This window comes from Streptomyces alanosinicus (genome assembly GCF_014650595.1).
Lineage (GTDB): Bacteria > Actinomycetota > Actinomycetes > Streptomycetales > Streptomycetaceae > Streptomyces > Streptomyces alanosinicus.
In genome coordinates, this window is record NZ_BMVG01000009.1 from 260,287 (window position 1) to 278,123 (window position 17,837).

At 71.7% G+C, this 17,837-nt stretch carries 16 protein-coding genes and 1 pseudogene; 11 read left to right on the forward strand and 6 right to left on the reverse strand.

Annotation, left to right across the window (positions count from 1 at the left end):
* Together dxs and IE277_RS21640 are read left to right on the forward strand one after the other, a co-directional pair.
* A complete protein-coding gene (gene dxs, locus IE277_RS21635; RefSeq protein ID WP_189954862.1) occupies positions 1-1,899 on the forward strand; it encodes a 1-deoxy-D-xylulose-5-phosphate synthase in 1,899 nt (632 codons plus the stop codon).
* Positions 1,896-3,296 carry an aspartate aminotransferase family protein gene (locus tag IE277_RS21640; RefSeq protein WP_189954863.1) on the forward strand — a complete coding sequence of 467 codons (1,401 nt, stop codon included), beginning with the start codon at positions 1,896-1,898 and terminating at the stop codon, positions 3,294-3,296. Before dxs ends, IE277_RS21640 begins: the two co-directional genes overlap by 4 nt.
* On the opposite strand, the gene IE277_RS21645 is transcribed toward IE277_RS21640, so the two are convergent.
* A complete protein-coding gene (locus IE277_RS21645; RefSeq protein WP_189954864.1) occupies positions 3,271-3,558 on the reverse strand; it encodes a hypothetical protein in 288 nt (95 codons plus the stop codon). The two genes, IE277_RS21640 and IE277_RS21645, sit on opposite strands and share 26 nt — an antisense overlap.
* Before the next feature lie 159 nt (positions 3,559-3,717).
* On the opposite strand from IE277_RS21645, the gene IE277_RS21650 reads away from it, so the two are divergent.
* Together IE277_RS21650 and IE277_RS21655 are read left to right on the forward strand one after the other, a co-directional pair.
* The gene (locus tag IE277_RS21650; RefSeq protein ID WP_189954865.1) at positions 3,718-4,341 is read left to right on the forward strand and encodes a helix-turn-helix domain-containing protein; all 624 of its coding nucleotides are present in this window, start codon (positions 3,718-3,720) and stop codon (positions 4,339-4,341) included.
* Entirely contained in the window at positions 4,338-4,460 is a 123-nt protein-coding gene (locus tag IE277_RS21655; protein ID WP_189954866.1) for a DUF6126 family protein, read from the forward strand. The genes IE277_RS21650 and IE277_RS21655 overlap by 4 nt, the downstream gene beginning before the upstream one ends.
* Positions 4,461-4,497: 37 nt before the next feature.
* Here the strand turns inward: IE277_RS21655 and IE277_RS21660 are convergent, their stop codons facing one another.
* Complete coding sequence (locus tag IE277_RS21660; RefSeq protein WP_189954867.1) at positions 4,498-5,295, reverse strand: tyrosine-protein phosphatase; 798 nt, start codon at positions 5,293-5,295, stop codon at positions 4,498-4,500.
* A gap of 173 nt (positions 5,296-5,468) precedes the next feature.
* Here IE277_RS21660 and IE277_RS21665 point away from each other — a divergent pair, with 173 nt between their 5' ends.
* On the forward strand, positions 5,469-7,544 hold the full coding sequence (locus IE277_RS21665) for an alpha-galactosidase (protein WP_189954956.1): 2,076 nt from the start codon (positions 5,469-5,471) through the stop codon (positions 7,542-7,544).
* 163 nt (positions 7,545-7,707) lie between these two features.
* Positions 7,708-8,493 carry an SGNH/GDSL hydrolase family protein gene (locus IE277_RS21670; RefSeq protein WP_189954958.1) on the forward strand — a complete coding sequence of 262 codons (786 nt, stop codon included), beginning with the start codon at positions 7,708-7,710 and terminating at the stop codon, positions 8,491-8,493.
* Positions 8,494-8,658: 165 nt separating this feature from the next.
* On the opposite strand, the gene IE277_RS21675 is transcribed toward IE277_RS21670, so the two are convergent.
* From IE277_RS21675 to IE277_RS21690, 4 genes and pseudogenes are all read right to left on the reverse strand, one after another.
* Positions 8,659-9,273, reverse strand: coding sequence for a TetR family transcriptional regulator C-terminal domain-containing protein (locus IE277_RS21675; protein WP_189954869.1), 615 nt, complete (start codon positions 9,271-9,273; stop codon positions 8,659-8,661).
* A gap of 254 nt (positions 9,274-9,527) precedes the next feature.
* Positions 9,528-10,286, reverse strand: coding sequence for a MerR family transcriptional regulator (locus tag IE277_RS21680; protein WP_189954870.1), 759 nt, complete (start codon positions 10,284-10,286; stop codon positions 9,528-9,530).
* Positions 10,287-10,426: 140 nt separating this feature from the next.
* Positions 10,427-10,675, reverse strand: a pseudogene (locus IE277_RS21685) (TetR/AcrR family transcriptional regulator); the annotation flags it as partial.
* A gap of 21 nt (positions 10,676-10,696) precedes the next feature.
* A complete protein-coding gene (locus IE277_RS21690; RefSeq protein ID WP_189954871.1) occupies positions 10,697-11,881 on the reverse strand; it encodes a glutamate dehydrogenase in 1,185 nt (394 codons plus the stop codon).
* Between the two features lie 251 nt (positions 11,882-12,132).
* Between IE277_RS21690 and IE277_RS21695 the strand changes: the two genes are divergently transcribed.
* The 5 genes from IE277_RS21695 (at position 12,133) to IE277_RS21715 (ending at position 17,814) form a co-directional block, all read left to right on the forward strand.
* Complete coding sequence (locus IE277_RS21695) at positions 12,133-13,299, forward strand: MBL fold metallo-hydrolase (protein WP_189954872.1); 1,167 nt, start codon at positions 12,133-12,135, stop codon at positions 13,297-13,299.
* 611 nt (positions 13,300-13,910) lie between these two features.
* Positions 13,911-16,337, forward strand: a complete 2,427-nt coding sequence (locus IE277_RS21700; protein WP_229881891.1) for a sensor histidine kinase — start codon at positions 13,911-13,913, stop codon at positions 16,335-16,337.
* A gap of 91 nt (positions 16,338-16,428) precedes the next feature.
* Positions 16,429-16,863, forward strand: coding sequence for a roadblock/LC7 domain-containing protein (locus tag IE277_RS21705; protein WP_142219196.1), 435 nt, complete (start codon positions 16,429-16,431; stop codon positions 16,861-16,863).
* Positions 16,864-16,865: 2 nt separating this feature from the next.
* Positions 16,866-17,237, forward strand: coding sequence for a DUF742 domain-containing protein (locus tag IE277_RS21710; RefSeq protein ID WP_189954873.1), 372 nt, complete (start codon positions 16,866-16,868; stop codon positions 17,235-17,237).
* Positions 17,215-17,814, forward strand: a complete 600-nt coding sequence (locus tag IE277_RS21715) for a GTP-binding protein (protein ID WP_189954874.1) — start codon at positions 17,215-17,217, stop codon at positions 17,812-17,814. The genes IE277_RS21710 and IE277_RS21715 overlap by 23 nt, the downstream gene beginning before the upstream one ends.
* Positions 17,815-17,837 lie beyond the last annotated feature (23 nt).

Here is a 17,837-nt window from a genome sequence, read left to right on the forward strand (position 1 = left end):
GTGACCATGTTGGAGAGCATCCGGGGACCACGCGACCTGAAGGCGCTGTCCGAGGCGGAACTCGGTGAACTGTCCGGGGAGATAAGGGAGTTCCTCGTCCAGGCGGTGTCGCGGACCGGCGGTCACCTCGGGCCCAATCTGGGGGTGGTGGAGCTTTCCATCGCCCTCCACCGGGTCTTCGAGTCACCGGTCGACCGCATCCTGTGGGACACCGGCCACCAGTCCTACGTCCACAAGCTGCTGACCGGGCGTCAGGACTTCTCCAAGCTGCGCGGCAAGGGCGGACTGTCCGGCTATCCCTCGCGCGAGGAGTCCGAGCACGACGTCATCGAGAACAGCCATGCCTCCACCGCGCTCGGCTGGGCCGACGGCCTCGCCAAGGCCCGCCAGGTGCAGGGGGAGAAGGGCCATGTGGTCGCCGTCATCGGCGACGGCGCGCTGACCGGCGGCATGGCCTGGGAGGCGCTGAACAACATCGCGGCCGCCAAGAACCGCCCGCTGATCATCGTCGTCAACGACAACGAACGCTCCTACGCCCCGACCATCGGCGGCCTCGCCAACCACCTGGCCACTCTGCGCACCACGGACGGCTACGAGAAGGTCCTCGCCTGGGGCAAGGACGTACTGCAGCGCACGCCGGTGGTCGGCAACACGATCTACGAGTCGCTGCACGGCGCGAAGAAGGGCTTCAAGGACGCCTTCGCCCCGCAGGGCATGTTCGAGGACCTGGGCCTGAAGTATGTCGGTCCGATCGACGGGCACGACATCAAGGCCGTCGAGTCGGCGCTGCGCCGCGCGAAACGTTTCCACGGCCCGGTCCTGGTCCACTGCCTCACCGAGAAGGGACGCGGCTACGAGCCCGCGCTCCTCCACGAGGAGGACCACTTCCACACCGTCGGCGTCATGGACCCGCTGACCTGCGAACCCCTCGCGCCCTCGGGCGGCCCTTCCTGGACCTCGGTGTTCGGCGACGAGATGGTGCGCATCGGTGAGGAGCGGGACGACGTCGTCGCCATCACGGCCGCCATGCTGCACCCGGTGGGCCTCGCCACGTTCGCCGCACGCTTTCCCGACCGGGTCTGGGACGTGGGCATCGCCGAACAGCACGCGGCCGTCTCCGCGGCCGGCCTGGCCACCGGCGGACTGCACCCCGTCGTCGCCGTCTACGCCACCTTCCTCAACCGCGCCTTCGACCAGCTGCTGATGGATGTGGCCCTGCACCGCTGCGGGGTGACCTTCGTACTGGACCGGGCCGGCGTCACGGGTACCGACGGCGCCTCCCACAACGGCATGTGGGACATGTCGATCCTGCAGGTCGTCCCCGGCCTCAGGATCGCCGCCCCGCGCGACGCGGGCCAGCTGCGCGCCCAGCTGCGCGAGGCCGTCGCCGTGGACGACGCGCCCACCCTGGTCCGCTTCCCGAAGGAGTCGGCGGGGCCGGACATCCCGGCGCTCGACCGCGTCGGCGGCATGGATGTGCTGCACCGCGCCGAACGCCCCGAGGTGCTGCTGGTGGCCGTCGGCGTGATGGCGCCGGTGTGCCTGCAGACCGCCGAGCTGCTTCAGGCGCGCGGCATCGGCTGCACGGTCGTGGACCCCCGCTGGGTCAAACCCGTCGACCCGGCGCTGCCCGGCCTCGCCGCCGGACACCGTCTGGTGGCCGTCGTGGAGGACAACAGCCGTTCCGCGGGCGTCGGTTCGGCCGTGGCGCTGGCTCTCGGCGACGCCGACGTGGACGTGCCGGTGCGCCGCTTCGGCATCCCGGAACAGTTCCTCGCCCACGCCAAGCGCGGCGAGGTGCTGGCCGACATCGGTCTCACGCCCGTCGAGATCGCCGGGCGGATCAGCGCGAGCCTGGCCGTCAGGGATCCGGACGGCACAGCCAAGGAGAGTGAATGAGCAAGGAGTTCGACCTCGGCGCCCTGCTCGCCGAGCGCGGAGCCGAACGCTACGAGCTGCACGCGAAGTACCTCAACCCACAGCTTCCGCGCATGCTCCACACCATCGGCTTCGACAAGGTCTACGAGCGGGCCGAGGGCGCCCACTTCTTCGACGCGGACGGCAACGACTACCTGGACATGCTCGCCGGGTTCGGGGTGATGGGCCTCGGCCGGCATCACCCGGTCGTCCGCAAGGCGCTGCACGACGTGCTCGACCTGGGCCTCGCCGACCTGACCCGGTTCGACTGCCAGCCGCTGCCCGGCCTGCTCGCCGAGCGGCTGCTCGTCCACAGCCCGCACCTGGACCGGGTGTTCTTCGGCAACAGCGGCACGGAGGCCGTCGAGACGGCCCTGAAGTTCGCCCGGTACGCCACCGGCAAGCCCCGGGTCCTCTACTGCCACCACGCCTTCCACGGGCTGACCGCCGGCTCCCTGTCGGTCAACGGCGAGGACGGCTTCCGGGACGGCTTCGCCCCGCTGCTGCCCGACACCGCCGTACCCCTCGGCGACCTGGACGCCCTCGCCCGGGAGCTGAAGAAGGGCGATGTCGCCGCCCTGATCGTCGAGCCGATCCAGGGCAAGGGCGTGCACGAGGCCCCGCCCGGCTATCTGCGCGCCGCCCAGGAGCTGCTCCACGGGCACAAGGCGCTGCTCATCGCCGACGAGGTGCAGACCGGCCTCGGCCGCACCGGCGACTTCTACGCCTACCAGCACGAGGAAGGTGTGGAGCCGGACCTGGTGTGCGTGGCAAAGGCGCTGTCCGGCGGGTACGTCCCGGTCGGTGCCACGCTGGGCAAGGACTGGATCTTCAAGAAGGTCTACTCGTCCATGGACCGCGTGCTGGTCCACTCGGCGAGCTTCGGCTCGGGCGCCCCGGCGATGGCGTGCGGGCTCGCCGTGCTGTCGGTCATGGAGAACGAGCAGATCGTCGCGGCGGCGCGCGGCACCGGCGAACTGCTGAAGTCCCGGCTGACCGCGCTGATCGACACCTACGAACTCCTCGCCGACGTACGCGGCCGGGGCCTGATGATCGGCATCGAGTTCGGCAGGCCGTCCTCGCTGAAGCTGCGCAGCCGCTGGACCATGCTGCAGGCGGCGCGCAAGGGCCTGTTCGCGCAGATGGTCGTCGTACCGCTGCTGCAGCGCCACCGGATCCTCACCCAGGTCTCCGGCGACCATCTGGAGGTGATCAAGCTGATCCCGCCGCTGGTCGTCGACGAAGCCGACGTCGACCGGTTCATGGCCGCCTTCACCGCCGTGATGGACGACGCGCACGGTGGCGGCGGCCTGATGTGGGACTTCGGCAAGACCCTCGTCAGGCAGGCGGTCCTCACCAGAACAGCGGCAGGAAGATGACGAAGGGCCAGACGAATCCGATCGCACCCAGGACGGTTCCCGTGACCGTCATCCACAGCCGGCCGATGCCGCGCTGTGCGTAGTGGATCCCCGCGAGGCCGAGGGTGAGGGCGAGCGCGCCGCAGATGAGCATCACGGGGAGCATCCCGAAGAAGAACCACGGGCAGATGCCCGCCACGGCCGCGAGGCCCAGCCCGAATGCGGTGGGACCGAGCAGGGTGGCGGGCGAATCGGCCCCGGCGGCTGCGGTGCTCCTCGACATGATCTTCCCCCAGTTTTGAACGCGTTCAAATCCTGGGATCGATCGTAGCAGGGTGCCGGTGAGCAGCCGATTGGCAGCCGGTGGGCCAGGTGGGCCGACGGATTTTGCCTCAGAGGCAAGAAAATTGCCGCACGGGCAAAACTGATGCTGAATGGAGGCATGAACGCCTCAGACGCCAGGCTGCCGGCGGGCCCGGGCGACGAGTTGCCCGCCGTCGCACCGCAGTTGCGGGCACTGCGCCGGCGGGCCGGCCTCACCCTGGAGGCCGCGGCCCGCGCCGCCGGGCTCTCACCGGCCCATCTGTCCCGGCTGGAGACCGGCCGGCGGCAGCCCTCACTGCCGATGCTGCTGGCTCTCGCCCGTATCTACGGTACGACCGTCTCCGAACTGCTGGGTGAGACGGTCGCCGACCGGGACGCGATCGTGCGGGCCGGTGACATGGAGCCGACCCGGGCGGGCGGCTGGACGTACTTCCAGGCCGGGGCGCCCGGCCGGGGCATGCAGGCCCTGCGCGTGCGCGTGCCGTACGACACGCAGGGCGCCATCGTGCGTGTCCATCCCGGCGAGGAGTGGCTGTACGTCCTCAGGGGCCGGCTGCGGCTGCGTCTCGGTGACACCGCGCATCTGCTCGGGCCCGGCGACAGCGCGCACTTCGACTCACTCACCCCGCACCGCATCGCCGCCGAGGACCCCGACGGCGTCGACCTGCTGTTCGTCCACACCCTGCTGCAGAGCCCCACGGCCACGCTGTGCCTGGGGCCGCTGACCGGAGAGCTGCCATGAGCGACCTTGAGACGACGTTCCCCCGTTCCCTGTGGATCCGCCTGATCATCTACATCGCCCTCGGCCACGTTCTCGCCGGATTTCTGTATCTGCTGTTCGCGGTGGGCGCGAAGGGCTGAACCGGCGGGCGGCCACCGGCACCGCTCGCCCGGGCCCTCAGTCCAGGAGGCGTGCGCGCAGGTGGTCGCGGGCGGCCGGAGCGAGGCCCAGGCCCTGCTCCAGATAGGTGTCCTCGTCGCCCCAGATCCGGTCGATGGTCTCGAAGGCCGCCTGGAGGTACTCGGCGCGGGCGTCGAACAGGGGGCTCAGCAGCTCCATGACCTCGGGGGTGTAGGCGCTGTCCGCGCTGCCGCTGCGCCGGACCTTGTAACGCCGGTGCTTGGCGTTGGACTCCAGATAGTCGGCGACGATCGCCTCGCGCTCCACGCCCAGCGCGAGGAGCGTCACGGCTATGGAGATACCCGCGCGGTCCTTGCCGGCCGCGCAGTGCATCAGGGCGGGCACGCTGTCCTCGGCGAGCGCGCGCAGCACCCGGGCGTGCTCGGCGGTGCGCTCCGCGACGATCGACCGGTACGAGGCGACCATCCGGGCCGCCGCCTTGCCGTCGGCGAGGATCCCGCGCAACTGGTCGAGGTCACCGTCGCGGACCATCTTCCAGAACTCGGCGCCGTCCGCCGGGTCGGTCAGCGGCAGGTTCACATTCCGCACGCCGGGCAGCTCGACGTCCGGGCCCTCCAGCTTCTGGTCGGCCGCGTTGCGGAAGTCGAAGATCGTGTGCAGGCCCAGGGAGGCGAGGAAGGCCGCGTCGCCCTCGGTGGCGTGCGCCAGATGCCCGCTGCGGAACAGCATCCCCTGCCGCACCCGCCGTCCGTCCACGGTCGGCAGTCCGCCCACGTCACGGAAATTGCGCACTCCGGCCAGCTCCGGCTCGGTCGATGGCGCCTGCTGCGTCACGGGGGGCTCCTCCCGGTAGAACCCCGCCGTCGCGTCTCGCCGGCGGGCGCTCTGTCGACCATACGACATCGGTTTCCTCGGGCAAGGAGTTGTCCACAGGCATTGTCACCAGGGAGCGAGGGCCTGATGATGTTGGCACTTGAGCGGATCTGTTGGCACCTGTGAGGTCTTACGTGGTGGATATCGCCGAAGACGGTCGTACATGGCTCCTCTCGGGGCCCACCAGCAGTTATGCCCTGCATCTCACCGACGCGGAGGAGCTGCTGCACCTGCACTGGGGCCCACGGATCGCCCTCGCGGACGCCGAGGCCCTGGCCGCGGACCCGCTGCCCGGCTACTGGCCCTTCGAGTCCCCGCTCGACGGCCGCGAGGAGTACCCCGTCGAGGGCGGCCCCCGCTTCGTCCGCCCCGCCCTCTCGGTGCGCACCGAGGAGCGCCGCGGCACGCAATGGCACTTCCAGGCGTACGAGACAGAGGCCGACGAGCTGCGGCTGCGCTTCGATGACGACGGCCTCGCCATCACCCTCCACCACCGGATGCGCGGTGACGTCGTCGAGCGCTGGGTCACCGTGGCGAACGGCGGGCACACACGCGTGGAGCTGCTGCGCGCCGACGCGGCCACCTGGACCCTGCCCGACCGCGACGGCTGGCGGCTGTCCCAGCTGCACGGCCGCTGGGCCGCCGAGTCCCGCCTCGCCACCGCCCCGCTCACCTACGGCGAGAAGGTCATCGGCAGCCGCCGCGGCCACACCGGCCACCAGCACCTGCCCTGGGTGGCACTGGACACCGACGCCACCGAGGAGCGCGGCGAGGTCTACGGCTGCGCGCTCGGCTGGTCCGGCTCCTGGCGGATCGCCGTCGCCCAACTCCCGGACGCGCGCGTGCAGATCACCGGCGGCGCCGGTTACGACGACTCGGGCCTGCTGCTCCTTCAGCCGGGGGAGTCGTACACCACCCCCGTCTTCGCGGGCCTGTGGAGCGACGGCGGCTTCGGCGGCGCCAGCCGCACCTGGCACGCCTACCAGCGCGCCCACGTCATCCCGGACGCCGAGCAGGACCGGCCGGTGCTGTTCAACTCCTGGGAGGCGACGAACTTCGACATCTCCGAGGAACAGCAGCTCGCGCTCGCCCGCCGGGCGGCCGAGATCGGCGTGGAGCTGTTCGTGGTGGACGACGGCTGGTTCGGCGCCCGCACCAGCGACCGCGCCGGGCTCGGCGACTGGACGCCCAACCCTGGCCGTTTCCCGCGGGGCCTGAAGCCCCTCGCCGACCAGGTGCACGGCCTCGGCATGCGGTTCGGCATCTGGGTCGAGCCCGAGATGGTCAACCCGGACAGCGACCTGTACCGCGCACACCCCGACTGGGTGCAGTACCAGCCGGGACGCACCCGGACGGAGCTGCGCCATCAGCTCGTCCTCAACCTCGCCCGGGAGGACGTCCAGGAGTACCTCTGGGAGCGGCTCGACACACTGCTCTCCAGCGCCCCCATCGACTATGTGAAGTGGGACTTCAACCGCTGCTTCACCGATGCCGGCTGGCCCGGCGAGCCGTATCCGCAGCGCCTGTGGGTGGACCACGTCCGCGCCCTGTACGCGCTGCTGGACCGGCTCCGCGCGGCCCACCCGGGCGTCGCCTTCGAGTCCTGCTCGGGCGGCGGCGGGCGGATCGACCTCGGGGTGCTCGGCCGCACCGACCAGGTGTGGACCTCGGACAACACCGACCCGCTCGACCGGCTCGCCATCCAGCACGGCTTCACCCAGATCCATCCCGCCAGGGTCATGGCCGCCTGGGTCACCGACAGTCCGAACACTCAGCTCAACGGCCGCTTCAGCTCCCTGCGGTTCCGCTTCGTCAGTGCCATGGCGGGCGTGCTCGGGGTCGGCGGCGACCTCACCGAGTGGACCGGTGAGGAACTGGCCGAGGCCCGCGAGTGGGTCCGGCTCTACAAGGAGATCCGCCCCGTCGTCCAGCACGGCGAGCTGTACCGGCTCAGGCCCCCGGCCGGCGGCCTGAGCGCCGTCCAGTACGTCCGAGGACAGGAGACGGTGGTCCTCGCCTGGCTCCAGGCGCAGAGCTACGGCGAGCCGGTGCCGGCGCTGCGGCTGCGGGGACTCGACCCGACGGCGTCGTACGCCTGCCGGGAGACCGGCGAAGTCCACCGGGGCGCCGTCCTCTCGCACCACGGGCTGCGCACCGGGCTCAAGGGCGACCTGGACGCGACGGTTCTCCAGCTGCGCCGCATGGACTGAAGGCCTTCAACTCGTCCGAGGTCAGTCCTATTCCTGATTCGCAAACTATTAAAGAGTGTCTCTTCTCACCGTTCGTCAACCCCTCCCTACGGTCGCGTAGGTCACACCCGAAGGTGAATCATGGTGCTTCGTGGCAGACGATTCGAAGAATGACAACAGATCAGTGATCGGGTCGTACGTGGCGGTGGGGGACAGCTTCACCGAGGGCGTCGGCGATCCCGGGCCCGACGGGGCGTTTGTCGGCTGGGCGGACCGGTTCGCGGTACTGCTCGCCGACCGGCGGCCCGAGGGGGACTTCAAGTACACCAATCTCGCGGTTCGCGGGAAGCTGCTCGACCAGATCGTGCAGGACCAGCTCCCGCAGGCCGTCGAACTCGCCCCGGACCTGGTGTCCTTCTGCGCGGGCGGCAACGACATCATCCGCCCCGGCACCGACCCGGACGAGGTGGCCGAGCGCTTCGAGCGGGCCTTGGCCCAGCTCACCGAGGCCGCGGGCACGGTCATGGTGACGACCGGCTTCGACACCCGTGGTGTTCCCGTGCTCAAGCATCTGCGCGGCAAGATCGCCACGTACAACGGACACGTCCGCGCCATCGCGGACCGGTACGGCTGTCCCGTGCTCGACCTGTGGTCCCTGAAGTCCGTGCAGGACCGCCGGGCCTGGGACAGCGACCGGCTCCACCTCTCACCCGAGGGGCACACGCGCGTGGCGCTGCGCGCCGGCCAGGCCCTCGGCCTGGAGATCCCGGCCGACCCCGAGCAGGCGTGGCCGCCGCTGCCGCCCCGGGGCACGCTGGATGTCCGCCGCGACGATGTCCACTGGGCCCGCGAGTTTCTCGTCCCATGGATCGGCCGCCGGCTGCGCGGCGAGTCCTCCGGCGACCATGTGACGGCGAAGGGCACCCTGTCGCCCGACGACATCAAACTGCGCATCGCCTCAGTGGCCTGACCCCACCCTGTGCGCCACACCCTCTGTGCCCGGCACGCCGGCAACTGCCGGTGCGGGGCACGGGGTGTGGCGCACAGGGAACGGCACGACCGGCCACGGCGGCGCCGCAGACGAACGACGACCCGTCACGGCAGGTCCGGCGAAGCGCCAAGTCCGGCGAAGCGCTCAGCGTTCCGTCAGCGTCTTGCGGTCCAGGCCCAGTTCCCGGGCAAGGGCGTCGTCGACCCACTCCTGCGCGCGTGTCCGCGGCACCCCGCCCGGGTACGAGGTCAGCTGCACGGCCAACCCGTCCAGCAGCGCCGTCAGCCGCAGCGCGGCACCCGCGGGGTCGGCGCAGGTGAACTCACCGGCCGCCACGCCCTCGGCGATGACCTCGGTGATCGCCGCCTTCCACTGCTTGTCCAGGTCCCGGGTGACCTCCCGCAGGGCGGGCTCGCGCAACGCCACGGCCCAGCCCTCGATCCACAGCCGCCAGCCCTTGGCCTGCCCGGTCGGCGCGTACCAGCGCACCGCGGCCCGCAGCCGGCGCAGCGCGGACGTCCGCCGGCCCAGCAGCTTGCGCAGATGCCCGAGATCGTCCTCGGCGGCGTAGGCGAACGCGGCCGCGACCAGCTTCTCCTTCGTCGAGAAGTGATACAGCACCAGCGCGTTGCTCACCCCGAGCGCCGCGGCCACATCGGCGATCCTGACCGCCGCCACGCCCCGCGCCTCGATCTGCCCTATGGCGGCCCGCAGCAGCTCCTCCCGCCGCTGGGCCACACTCAACCGCACTCTCGCCACGCGGTCACCCTAATCCGTTGCTGAGGGCGGCGCCGAAAGGGCTGGTTCCTTCGGGCTGTTCGAGTGCGCAACGGGGGAGCCGGGCATGAGGGTCGGTGACACCGGCGGTGCCGGCCGTGAGGCCGCCAGCCAGTTCATCGAGAACGGGCAGCACCTTGCCCGGCACCCGCGGTGCCGGGCAAGGTGAGCCCGTCGGTGCGGCAAGCAGGGGCCGCGCTCGGGCCGGTTCCCCCGTGGGCCGGCCCGGTCCCGGATCAGCTCAGCCGGGTAGCGGCGTAGGCCTCGATGGCGTCCCGCTGGTACGCGGCCAGACCCGGTGCGATCGTCTCGTACGCGGCGCGCCACGGCTCGTTGTCCACGCAGGAGCGGCCCAGGGCCCGGTACTCGTCTGCGGTCACGGTCCGCAGCGTGGTCAGGGTCCGGTACTGGGCGTCGATCTCGGCCTGCACCGGCTCGGCGTCGACCGCATGCCCGGCGGCCATGAGCTCGGCCAGCCGGATCATCTGCGCCGTGCGCTCCCGCTGTCCGGCCTCGACCTCCTCCGGGGTCATCGTGGCGACCCTGCGGGCGATCGCTTCGGCGTGCTCGGGGAAGTCGTGCAGGGTCTCCTCGTACTGGGCGGGCGTCACGCCCTCGAACAGGTTCTCCGGTCGGTTGATGGTCATGGGTCTACCGTCCTTCCTGGACTGCTCCAGCTCGGCCATCGTGCGGAAGACGGCAGCGGCCAGGACATCGAGCCGGTCCCGCTCGGCGAGCAGCCGCCGGTGGTGGCCGCGCAGGGCTTCCACCTCGTCGACCTGCTCGGCCAGGATCCGGCCGATCTCGGGAAGTCCTACGCCCAGCGCCCGAAGGACGAGGATCTGTTGCAGCTGCAGGAGCTGGTGTTCCTCGTAGTAGCGGTGGCCGTTGGCACCGATCCGAGCCGGCGGCAGCAAGCCGATCTCGTCGTAGTGCCGCAGGGTCCGGGCGGTCACGCCCGACATCCGGGCGACCTCCGCGATAGGCCAGTCCAATGCCGCTCCCTCACGATTGCTTCTCCGGCCGGTCTCTCCGGCCTTGGTCAGGACGGTAGAAGCTGCCGCAGCGACAACTTCAACCCCGGAGGCCGGTGCCGTCGCAGCGCATTACTGGCTGATCATTCAGCCCGCGAGGCCTGGGTCTCGTACTGCTTGACCACCACGTCCCGCCACTGCTCCCAGGCCTCCCACGTGTCCAGTCGGCGCAGATAGGGCTGCTGGTCCGCGAGGACCTGGTCGGCCTCGAACCGGGCCACCGCGAGGAGAAGTTCGTCCTTGCCCGCCGGAAAGTAGTGGAACAGCCGGCTCTTGCTGGTGCTGGTCCGCGCCATGACGTCGTCCAGCATCACCGCGGCGACGCCCCGCTCCCGGACTGACAGGTCCACTGTAGTGCGAGGCGGGGCCTGTCAGCGGTACCAGCCGAAGCGGTCCGTGATCACCGGCAGCCGGTCGGCCGCCAGGGCGTGGGCGGCCGTGCGCGGGGTCGTGCCGTCGGCCGCCGCACGGTCGAGCATCAGGCCGACCAGGGCGCGCATGGAGCGCCGGATGTGCGCGAGCGCCTCGTCGGCGTCGGCGCCGATGTCGCCGAACAGGGTCCACCACCACCAGGCGTTCGTCCCGGAGTTGACCACCACGTCCGGCAGCACCGTCACCCCGCGCGCGGCCAGCAGCCGCTCCGCCTCCGGCCGTACGGGCATGTTGGCGGCCTCGACGATCCAGCGGGCGGAGATCCGCTCCTGGCCGGCGGTGTCGATCGCGTACGACACGGCCGCCGGCACGAGCACCTCCGCCTCGACGGACAGCCAGGCGTCGCCGGGCAGTTCGAGGTCACCGGGGCGCAGCGCACCGCGGTCGACGGTGCCGTAACCGTCCCGCGCCGCCAGCAGCGCCTCGACGTCGAGCCCCGCGGGACGGGCGATGGTGCCCCTGACATCGGCGACCGCCACGACCGTCAGCCCCGCGCGCGCGAGGAACCGCGCCGTGGCCCCGCCCATCGTGCCGAGCCCCTGCACGGCGACCCGGGTGCCGGCGTACGGCACACCCGCCCGGTCCAGTGCGGCGAGGACCGACTCGGCGACCCCGCAGCCGCCGGCCAGCTCGGCCAGGCCGATCCCGTCCACCTCGGCGGCGAAGGCGTCCGCGAGCCGTTTGCGGGCCGTCGCCTCGTCGTCCAGCAGCGGGTACACCGCCTGGACGGAGGAGACCAGACCCGCCTCGGCCGCCGCACGGTCGATCAGATCCTGGGTGAGCCCGAGATCCTCGCCGGTGGTCCACAGACTCTCGATGTACGGCCGCATGGCGCGCAGATAGCGCACCAGGAGGCCGTACGCCCCCGGGTCCCGGGGATCGCAGTCGATGCCGCCCTTGGCGCCGCCGAGCGGGACGTAGCGGGCCTCGGGGTCGTAGTGCAGGGCCTCCTTCATGGTCATGCCGCGAGCAAGTCCCGTCACCTCCTCCAGGGTGCAGCCGGGCCGCATCCGCAGCCCGCCGCTGGCCACACCGCGCACCAGCCGGTCCACGACCAGGAAGCCCTGGCGGCCGGTGACATGGTCGGTCCACACGAGCGACATCAGGGGAGCGCGGGCCGGCATCGGGACTCCTCGGGGACGGTGATCAGGGTGGGGCCGGGGCGGTCCAGGGCCTCGCTCAGGGCGCGCGCCAGGCCTCACCGCAACGCTCTACTGAACCGTAGATCAGTATCCGGAGTCGGCCCGCGCCCTGTCAACGTGCTGAATGACGGTTCAGTAGATCTCGATGGATCCGCAGCGGCACCCCGGCGGTCCCGGGCTGTCAGAGGGTCCGACCATAATGGGGAGCCTCACCCACTCCACCGGGAGGTACCGTGACCGGATTGCGTTCCCAGAGCTCCGGGTCCCGCGCGCTGCGGCCGGCGGCGTTCGGCGCGGACCCGGGCGGTGAGCGCCTGGCACGCATCCGCCGATCCCCCCACTTCAAGGACGGCGTCTTCCAGAACCCGGGTGGTTCGGCCCGCACCCGGCCCTCCGGCTCCACGCTGGACCTCGCCAGGGTCTTCCTCGACAAGGAGACCCGGCCCCTGCGCGCCCCGAGAGGCACCGTCCCGGTCCACCCCACCACCTTCGCCGACCTGGCCAAGCCGCCCGCCACCGGTCTGCGGCTGACCTGGATGGGCCACTCCAGCGTCCTCGCGGAGATCGACGGCCACCGGGTGCTGTTCGACCCGGTCTGGGGCGAGCGCTGCTCCCCGTTCCCCTTCGCCGGACCCAAGCGGCTGCACCCCGTGCCGCTGCCGCTGGCCGCGCTCGGCGAGGTCGACGTGGTCGTCATCTCGCACGATCACTACGACCACCTGGACCTGCCCACGATCAAGGCGCTGGCCGGCACGGACACCGTGTTCGCCGTGCCGCTCGGCGTCGGCGCCCACCTCGAACACTGGGGCGTCTCCGCGGACCGGCTGCACGAGCTGGACTGGCACGAGTCCACCAGAATCGGCGGGCTCACCCTCACCGCCACCCCGGCCCGCCACTTCTGCGGCCGCGGCCTGCGCAACACCCAGCACACGCTCTGGGCGTCCTGGTCCGTCGCCGGCGAGGAGCACCGGATCTACCACAGCGGGGACACGGGTTATTTCGACGGCTTCAAGGACATCGGCGCGGCCCATGGCCCGTTCGACGCCACGATGATCCAGATCGGCGCGTACAGCGAGTTCTGGCCCGACATCCACATGACCCCCGAGGAAGGCCTGCGAGCCCACCTCGACCTGCAGGGCGGCGCCCCGCACGGCGTGCTGCTGCCGATCCACTGGGGCACCTTCAACCTCGCCCCGCACCCGTGGGCCGAGCCGGGGGAGTGGACGAAGGAGGCGGCCGAGGAGGCCGGCCAGGCGGTGGCGCTTCCGCGGCCGGGCGAGCCGTTCGAGCCCGCGGGCAAGCTGCCGGCGGAGGCGTGGTGGCGCGATGTGTCGGGGGAGCTGCGGCGCACCTGGCGCTCGGTCGGCGCGTTCGTCGCCGAGCCGCCCAAGCGCGGCTGATCGCTGAGGCGGAGGGGCCCGCGTTCGCGAGGGCGCGCGGGCCGGGTGCCTGACCGGCACGGTCGGGCGGCGCGCTTCGATGCCCCGGCGGTCCTGGTGGTCGGGATGGCCAGGTTGGTCGGGATGGCGAGTGTGGTCGGGATGGTCGGGCCAAAGCTGGCACTCTCCGTGATGGCGAGCCGATCGCCGCCGCCGTCCGGGCTGTGCGATGCGGTGGAAGGCGGACCGGAGACGGACCGGGGACGGACCGGAGGCGACCGGAGGCGGTCGGGAATCAGGTGTGGGACGCGGCGAGGGCGGGCATCGGTCCGCCGCCTGCCGTCTTCCGTTTGTGACCGGTTCTGACCAGGTCGCATCGGTCTTCTATGGCTCGGTCGTGTGGATCCCTGCCGGGTTATCGGTCTGTCGTACGACGCTTCATACCAGAGCGGGACGCTCCTCGGTGGACTTTGTCAACTGCCCACCGCACATGATGCACAGGCGACTACTGTGAGTGGTCGTCGCGTCGCGTGGCCGGGTTCGCCGGTGCCGCCGGCCGACATCGCGATGGCGCATGCCCACCCCGGGCACCGCGTGAGAAACAGGCCCGACGGACCAGTACGAGGACGCAGATGTCTCACCTCCGAGCACCGGCCGCCCGCGCCGACCGCCGGGAGGGCGGCCGGCACGGGCGACCGGTCGCCCGACCCGCTCCCGCACTGCCCGAGATGCACATACGGCCCCAGCTCATGCGGCTCGCCGTGCTCCCGCCCCTCGCGGTCGCGCTCAGCGCCACCGCCGCGGTCCTCTTCAGCATCCGTGCCACCGGCGCCCGCACCGGGCCCATGCTCTGGGCGGTGCTCGCCGGCGCGGTCACGGTGACCGTCGCCGGCATCCTCATCGCCGCCGTGGCCGCCGACCGCGCCGCCCGCGCGGTCTCCGACCGGGTCGACGCACTGCGCCACATCGCCGCGCGCGGCGAGGCCGACCTGCATGCCCTGGTCGACGCGTTGCGCCAGGGGGAGCCCCCGCCGCAGCCCGCCTCACGCCGCCGGCTGCCCGCGGACGCCGACGACTTCGAGGTGCTCGCCGCCGACCTCGCGCGTGCGCACGACGGCGCCGTCACCGCCGTCGTGCGCGCGGCCCAGCTCTCCAGCCAGGCGGGCAGCGAACAGAAGCTGGAGGTCTTCGTCAACCTCGCGCGACGGCTTCAGTCGCTCGTGCACCGGGAGATCTCGATCCTCGACGAGCTGGAGAACGAGATCGAGGATCCTGACCTGCTCAAGGGCCTGTTCCACGTCGACCACCTGGCCACCCGCATCCGGCGCCACGCGGAGAACCTCGCCGTGCTCGGCGGCGCCGTCTCCCGGCGGCAGTGGAGCAACCCGGTCAGCATGACCGAGGTGCTGCGCTCCGCCATCGCCGAGGTCGAGCAGTACTCCCGGGTGAAGCTGGTGCCGCCGATGGACGGCGAACTGCGCGGCCACGCCGTCGCCGACGTCATCCATCTGCTCGCCGAACTCATCGAGAACGCCTCGGTGTTCTCCGCCCCGCACACCCAGGTGCTGCTCCGCGCGGGCCTCGTCACCTCCGGGCTCGCCGTGGAGGTCGAGGACCGCGGGCTCGGCATGCCGGTCGGCGAGCAGAACCGGATGAACGCCCTGCTCGCCGACCCCGACCAGGTCAACGTCGCCAGCCTGCTGGCCGACGGCCGCATCGGCCTCTACGTCGTCTCCCAGCTCGCCCGCCGGCACGGCATTCACGTACGGCTGCAGACCAACATCTACGGCGGTGTGCAGGCCGTACTCGTCGTCCCGCAGGCGTTGTTGGGAACGGCGCCCGGGGTGCCCGGCGCGGTCGCGGGCGCCGGGACGGGCGGACCACAGCCGCAGGAGCCGGCCGACACCGGGGCCTCGCCACAGGTGCGACTCCAGGGGCAGGACCCTGCCTATGCGCCTGCGCCTGCGCCTGCGCCGACGCCTGCGTCTCCCCATGGGCATGCGCAGGGGTACGGGGCGGGGCAGCCGCGCGGGGCTGGGCCGGTCTCCGTGCCGGCGCCCTCGCCGGGCGCGTGGTCGGGCGACGGGAGCCCCGCGCAGGGCGTCACCGGTCCGGGCGCCGGTACCCCGTCATCCGTCTACGGAACCGACGCCGCGACCGGGGCTGTCGCAGCCTCCGGCAGCGAGGTCGGCGCCGAGGGCGGGCAGGCGCCGGGGACCGGGCGCCGCCGGCATGCCCAGCGCGGAAACGGGCGGAACGGCGGCGAGAGCGGGACCGAGAGCGGGGCCGAGAGCGGGGGCGGTCGGCGCGGTACGGAGAGCGGGGAGAGCAGCGAGGGCGGGCGCGGCCCCGACACCGCGGACATCCCGGCACCGCTGCCCGTGCGCGGCGCCCGGCAGGAACGGCCCACCCCCGCCGACGCCGTGCCCGGCATCAGCGCCGAGGACCGGGCGGCGGTCGAGGCACACACGGGCATCCTGCCCACACCACGGGTCGGTACCGTGCGCGGCACCATGGGCAAGCCCCAACTGCCCCGGCGCCGCGCCCAGCAGCACATCGTCCCCCAGTTGCGCGGCGGCCCCGTACCGCGTCAGGAGGACGACACCGTGCCCGGCCATGACCCGGGGCTGATGGCGGCCTTCCAACGAGGGATCGGACTCGCCGAGGCACAGCAGCACTTGGAGAGCCAGGAGCCCGACCTCCTGGACGCCACCCACGTGGACTCCGGCCACATGGATTCCCTGCACATGGATGCGCTGCACATGGACTCCGGCCACATGGACTCCCCTCTCTTTGACTCCGGCACTCCGGACTCCCCGCACATGGGCTCATCCCACATCGGCTCGGCCCACAGGGGCTCAGCCCACACGGATGCGGCCCACCTGACCTCCGCATACAGGGATGGCACGCACATGAGGGGCCCTCATATGCCGTCCGTAGACCACAGGGGTCCCGACCACACGGATCCTGACCCCATATCCCAGGGGCGCACCCACGCGCCCACATCCGACGGTGCCCACGGCGTCGGCCGGCCCGACGGGAGCGCCCCGGCCGGCTGACCGCCCCGCACCGTGTCCACCCCCACCTCACCACCGACCACACGCCCCCCATCCCAGCGCTCCCGCAGATACCCCAAGGAGTCGATCCACCATGGCGAGCGATGCGCCGACCGCCCATGCATCCGACCTCGACTGGCTGCTGAGCGGCCTTGTGCAGCGCGTACCGCACACCAGCAGCGCGGTGCTCCTGTCCTGCGACGGGCTGGTCAAGTCCGTGCACGGCCTCGACATCGACAGCGCCGACCACATGGCGGCCCTTGCCTCCGGCCTGTACTCCCTCGGCCGCAGCGCGGGCGTCCGGTTCGGTGACGGCGGGGATGTCCGCCAGGTCGTCGTCGAGCTCGACTCGACCCTGCTGTTCGTCACCACCGCGGGCTCCGGCACCTGTCTCGCCGTGCTCGCGGGGCGAGAGGCCGACGCCGCCGTCCTCGGCTACGAGATGGCGATGCTCGTCAAGAGCGTCCGCCCCTACCTGGTGACCGCGCCCCGGCAGCACGCCGTCGAACCCACGGCGACGAGGCCTTGAGCGTGGCCGCAGCCGGCGACGGGCCCTGGCTGGACGACGCGGCCGGACGGCTGGTGCGCCCGTTCACGGTCAGCAACGGACGCACCAAGCCCAGCGTCGCCCTGGACCTGATGTCGCAGGTGATGGCCACCGGCGTCACCCCGCTCGGCTATCTCGGCCCCGAGCACGCCCAGGCGCTCGACCTGTGCCGCGGGCCCGTCTCGGTCGCCGAGGTCGCCGCGCATCTGAAACTGCCCGCGGTGGTCACCAAGGTGCTGCTTTCGGACCTCGTCGACTGCGGGGCGCTGACCACCAAGCCCCCCGTCTTCCACCACACACCCACTGACCGGTCCCTGCTGGAGGCAGTGCTCGATGGACTACGACGACAGCTCTGACCCGTTCCCCACCGCGCTGAAGATCCTGGTGGCGGGCGGGTTCGGGGTCGGCAAGACGACCTTCGTGGGCGCGGTCAGCGAGATCGCGCCGCTCAGTACGGAGGAGCTGCTCACGACGGTCAGCGTCGGCACGGACAGTCTCGACGGCGTCGAGAACAAGATGGAGACGACGGTCGCCATGGACTTCGGCCGGATCACCCTCGATCCGGACCATGTGCTGTATCTGTTCGGCACACCGGGCCAGGAGCGGTTCTGGTTCATGTGGGACGAGCTGTCCGAGGGGGCGCTCGGCGCGGTGATCCTCGCCGACACCCGTCGACTGCAGGACTGTTTCGCCGCCGTCGACTTCTTCGAGGAACGCGGACTCGCGTTCATCATCGCCGTCAACGAGTTCGACGGCTCCTACCGCTACGACCCCGACGAGGTGCGCGCCGCCATCGACCTGGACCCCGAGGTCCCCGTCGTGCCCTGCGACGCCCGGATCTCCAGCTCCGGCGTGCAGACCCTGCTCACCCTCGTACGCCATCTCCTCGCCCACGTCCCGGCGTCCGCGCCGAGCCATCGTGCCCACATGTGATCCCGCCCTACTGTCCACGGAGC

Excerpts from the sequence above, each read along its gene's own strand:
- IE277_RS21705 (WP_142219196.1), top strand. The coding sequence starts at position 16,429 with ATGGCGAGCGATGCGCCGACCGCCCATGCATCCGACCTCGACTGGCTG.
- IE277_RS21645 (WP_189954864.1), bottom strand. The coding sequence starts at position 3,558 with ATGTCGAGGAGCACCGCAGCCGCCGGGGCCGATTCGCCCGCCACCCTG.
- IE277_RS21655 (WP_189954866.1), top strand. The coding sequence starts at position 4,338 with ATGAGCGACCTTGAGACGACGTTCCCCCGTTCCCTGTGGATCCGCCTG.
- IE277_RS21640 (WP_189954863.1), top strand. The coding sequence starts at position 1,896 with ATGAGCAAGGAGTTCGACCTCGGCGCCCTGCTCGCCGAGCGCGGAGCC.
- IE277_RS21650 (WP_189954865.1), top strand. The coding sequence starts at position 3,718 with ATGAACGCCTCAGACGCCAGGCTGCCGGCGGGCCCGGGCGACGAGTTG.
- IE277_RS21715 (WP_189954874.1), top strand. The coding sequence starts at position 17,215 with ATGGACTACGACGACAGCTCTGACCCGTTCCCCACCGCGCTGAAGATC.
- IE277_RS21690 (WP_189954871.1), bottom strand. The coding sequence starts at position 11,881 with ATGCCGGCCCGCGCTCCCCTGATGTCGCTCGTGTGGACCGACCATGTC.
- IE277_RS21700 (WP_229881891.1), top strand. The coding sequence starts at position 13,911 with ATGTCTCACCTCCGAGCACCGGCCGCCCGCGCCGACCGCCGGGAGGGC.